Source organism: Psittacicella hinzii, from assembly GCF_003585935.1.
Lineage (GTDB): Bacteria > Pseudomonadota > Gammaproteobacteria > Enterobacterales > Psittacicellaceae > Psittacicella > Psittacicella hinzii.
In genome coordinates, this window is sequence record NZ_NRJG01000181.1 from 1 (window position 1) to 3,636 (window position 3,636).

2 protein-coding genes and 6 tRNA genes are annotated in these 3,636 nt (G+C 32.8%); 2 read left to right on the forward strand and 6 right to left on the reverse strand.

Translation table 11 applies throughout. The features are described 5' to 3' along the window. Positions 1-397: 397 nt before the first annotated feature. Together murB and CKF58_RS07850 are read left to right on the forward strand one after the other, a co-directional pair. Complete coding sequence (gene murB, locus CKF58_RS07845) at positions 398-1,447, forward strand: UDP-N-acetylmuramate dehydrogenase (RefSeq protein ID WP_119532664.1); 1,050 nt, start codon at positions 398-400, stop codon at positions 1,445-1,447. 168 nt (positions 1,448-1,615) lie between these two features. Further along, positions 1,616-2,953, forward strand: a complete 1,338-nt coding sequence (locus CKF58_RS07850) for a biotin--[acetyl-CoA-carboxylase] ligase (protein ID WP_222987772.1) — start codon at positions 1,616-1,618, stop codon at positions 2,951-2,953. Positions 2,954-2,982: 29 nt separating this feature from the next. Here CKF58_RS07850 and CKF58_RS07855 read toward each other — a convergent pair. The 6 genes from CKF58_RS07855 to CKF58_RS07880 form a co-directional block, all read right to left on the reverse strand. Next, a tRNA-Thr gene (locus tag CKF58_RS07855) sits at positions 2,983-3,058 on the reverse strand. Between the two features lie 54 nt (positions 3,059-3,112). After that, positions 3,113-3,188: transfer RNA gene (locus tag CKF58_RS07860), tRNA-Thr, on the reverse strand. A gap of 9 nt (positions 3,189-3,197) precedes the next feature. Then, positions 3,198-3,282: transfer RNA gene (locus CKF58_RS07865), tRNA-Tyr, on the reverse strand. Positions 3,283-3,295: 13 nt separating this feature from the next. Continuing rightward, a tRNA-Thr gene (locus CKF58_RS07870) sits at positions 3,296-3,371 on the reverse strand. Positions 3,372-3,385: 14 nt separating this feature from the next. After that, positions 3,386-3,461 (reverse strand) — tRNA-Thr (locus tag CKF58_RS07875). 22 nt (positions 3,462-3,483) lie between these two features. After that, positions 3,484-3,558 (reverse strand) — tRNA-Gly (locus CKF58_RS07880). Positions 3,559-3,636 lie beyond the last annotated feature (78 nt).

Consider the following 3,636-nt stretch of genomic DNA (forward strand, 5'->3'; position numbering starts at 1 on the left):
CTATTAGTTATAGGTTTAAGTTAAACCTAAACACCATGTACACAGAAGATATACTCTATCTTCATTAAAGTTTTGAAATCTGTATTTACAAGTAGCAACGACCTAAAGTCGAAATTTTATCTGCTACTCTCTAAATTGTATATAAAAATACGGCAGTTTTCAACTCTTATTAAAAATAAATAGCTATTATTTTAGTAAAAGTATCAAAATTAAATTTTGGCAAACAGACTAAAATTAAAATAGCCTCATCAAAATACTGCAATTACCTATTATAGCATTGAACTAACAAGTTTTACATTATTTAGTGCAACTAAATAAGAATTACTAACATTTATTAATAAAAAGGCGTATAATCTTAGTTTAAAAGAATTTTGCGATTGAAATTAACACCTTAACAATGATACAACATTCAGCAGATAATAAGTTTTTAACAACTTTCCGCATTCCAGTACATGCTCAAGAAATATCTACCGCACGCTGGCCACATGAATTCTACACTGCTTATCATAGAGCAAAAGAAAATAATCAAGATCTAATTATCCTAGGACAAGGAAGCAACGTCCTATTTGTTGAGGATTATCATGGTGAAATCCTTATTAACAAATATACTGGTATAAATGTTAGTGTTACTCCAGATAGCTATATCCTTAAAGTTAACTCGGGTGTAACAATCGATGAGCTAATTGCATATTGTCATCGTTTCAAAATCTATGGCTTAGAAAATCTGTCTTTAATACCAAGTTCTATTGGTACGGCAGCCATTGGTAATATCGGTGCTTATGGAGTTGAGTTTGAAAGATTTGTTGATCATGTAGTGCTTTTAAATCTTGAAACAGGAATAAAAGAAATTTTACATCATCAACAATTAGAATTTGCTTATCGTCATTCAATTCTTAAAGAAAAATATAGCAAAAGCTATGCTGTATTAACTGTACAACTACGTTTACCTAAAAAATATCAACCTGTATTAACTTATAGTCCATTAAATCAACTTGATCCTAATACAGTTACGGCTAAACAAGTACAAGAGATTGTAGTACAAGAACGCAAACGCAAACTACCTGACTATAATGAAAAAGGTAATGCAGGCAGCTTCTTTATTAATCCGATTGTTGATAAACAGGTTCTAGAGCAATTAATGCAAACTTACGAAAAAGTTCCTAGTTACCCAGTAGATCAACAAAAGGTTAAACTAAGTGCTGGTTGGTTAATTGAACATACAGGTTTAAAAGGGTTTAATCTTGATCATGCTCAAGTATCACCACAACATGCTTTAGTGTTAACTAATACCGGATTAGCTACTGGTAGTGCAATTGCCAAACTTGCCGCACATGTACAGCAACAAGTATTTTCTAAATTTAATATCTTATTACAACCAGAAATACGCTTTATTGCTAAAGATGGTGAAGTAAATGCTACTGAATATTTAAAAACCCTCTGGCATTAAAAAAAGGCTTTAGTGACAATTTCACTAAAGCTTTTTTAATATATGCATTTTATGAATCATTCAATTAATAAAACTAAAATTATAGAAAGTCTATCCAGTATAAGAAACTATACCCAAATGAATACGAATAGTATAGAAAAAATTATCCCTATTCTTGATTGTTATTTCATGAATAGTATTTATCTCAACCTCACACAAAAAGCATTATCCAGTCAAAGCTTTGACAATGCTGAACAAGCTCTTCAACAAACTTTACTAGAAACATCTAATGATCGCACTTCTATATTACAACTAGTAGAACATCTAGCAAGTGATAAGATTTTTGCTAAGTATATTGATCTAAAGAATGATGTTGCTAATTTTGTGCAATATTTTGAAACTAATCTACAGCTATTCAAAGAGTATGCGAAATCACTTGTGTATATAGATGTAAATGAACAATATTTAGCCGACGCTATAAATAATATTAACCTATACACACAATCATCTAGTACGGAAGCTGCAACAGTATATAACTTTTACAATTTACATTTAGATCGTGAGATTTTTAATCTGGCGCAACCATATATTTTTACAGATAATAAATTATATCCAACTAAACTAATACTTGATAACACAACTATTCAAGAATATAGCAAGAATAAGGCTAAAGTAAATTGCTATCTGTTAGAACAGACAGAATCTTACTTACTATCTCTATTCCTCTTTAGTATAGATTCAACTAATAAACTAGCTGAACAATTACTAAATAAATGGCAAAATAATGAGAAGTTAATTATTAATCTAAATACTTTTTGTCAAACAGCTGGAGCTGGTCGTAGTAATAAAAAATGGTTATCTAGCATGTATGCAGATATTACTAATACTATTGTCATACCAGATAGTTTTGTCTCTAAAGATGTAGCTAAAGTAATATCACTGCAAACAGCAAATGCTATTCACCATACTATTTATAATTATTTGACTCAAGAACATAGTTTATTCGAAGACACAAATAACAACGCAAAGAGCAACGCAAATACTTGCTTAAGCGAAAAACCACAACTCCATATTAAGTGGCCTAATGATATTTATTTCAATAATAAAAAATTATCTGGCATTTTAATTACTAAAGCTAAGCAGCACTATATTATTGGTTATGGTGTTAACCTATTGGCAAAAAATAAATATCAACTACAATATATTGACCAACCTGTTACTGCTTTACATAATGAACAGGTTACCCAAAAATTACCTCTAGTTAAATACTTTAGCTTAAATACCAGTTTGGTAGATAGCATTAATATAGCAATTGTTAACTATTTGCTTGTGCAACAGAGTTTTGCAAAAGATTATTACCAAGCATTCAATTACTTTTCTTCTGGTGATAAACTCATTGTAAATAATGATATCAATAACCTACAAACCTTTTCCCATGTAGACGAAAACGGTTATTTGTATTTAATTGATCAGCATAATAATCTGCAAACGCACATAGTACCAAATATAAGCATAAAAAAAGCCTAACCGCAATGCGGTTAGGTTTCTTTTTATAATGGTGCCGTCTATCGGAATCGAACTGATGACCTACTGATTACAAGTCAGTTGCTCTACCTACTGAGCTAAGACGGCATAAATTGTAATTTAAATTATTCTGTTAATAACAGCAACAATCTAAAAGAAGAATGGTGCCGTCTATCGGAATCGAACTGATGACCTACTGATTACAAGTCAGTTGCTCTACCTACTGAGCTAAGACGGCATAAAACGATGGTGGAGAGGGAAGGATTCGAACCTTCGAAGACTGAGTCAGCGGATTTACAATCCGATCCCTTTGGCCACTCGGGAACCTCTCCAAGAAGAATAAAATGGTGCCGTCTATCGGAATCGAACTGATGACCTACTGATTACAAGTCAGTTGCTCTACCTACTGAGCTAAGACGGCATGAAAAGAACAAGTGGTGCTGATAGCGGGAATTGAACCCGCGACCTCACCCTTACCAAGGGTGCGCTCTACCACCTGAGCTATATCAACACTTAAAAATTTAAGTATAAATTGGAGCAGGCAGCGGGAATCGAACCCGCATCATCAGCTTGGAAGGCTGAGGTAATAGCCATTATACGATGCCTGCGAAATAAGATGGTGGAGAGGGAAGGATTCGAACCTTCGAAGACTGAGTCAGCGGATTTACAATCCGATCCCTTTGGCC

Bases quoted from the DNA above. Each gene is read 5' to 3' on its own strand.
- murB (WP_119532664.1), top strand. From the start codon at position 398: ATGATACAACATTCAGCAGATAATAAGTTTTTAACAACTTTCCGCATT.
- CKF58_RS07850 (WP_222987772.1), top strand. From the start codon at position 1,616: ATGAATAGTATTTATCTCAACCTCACACAAAAAGCATTATCCAGTCAA.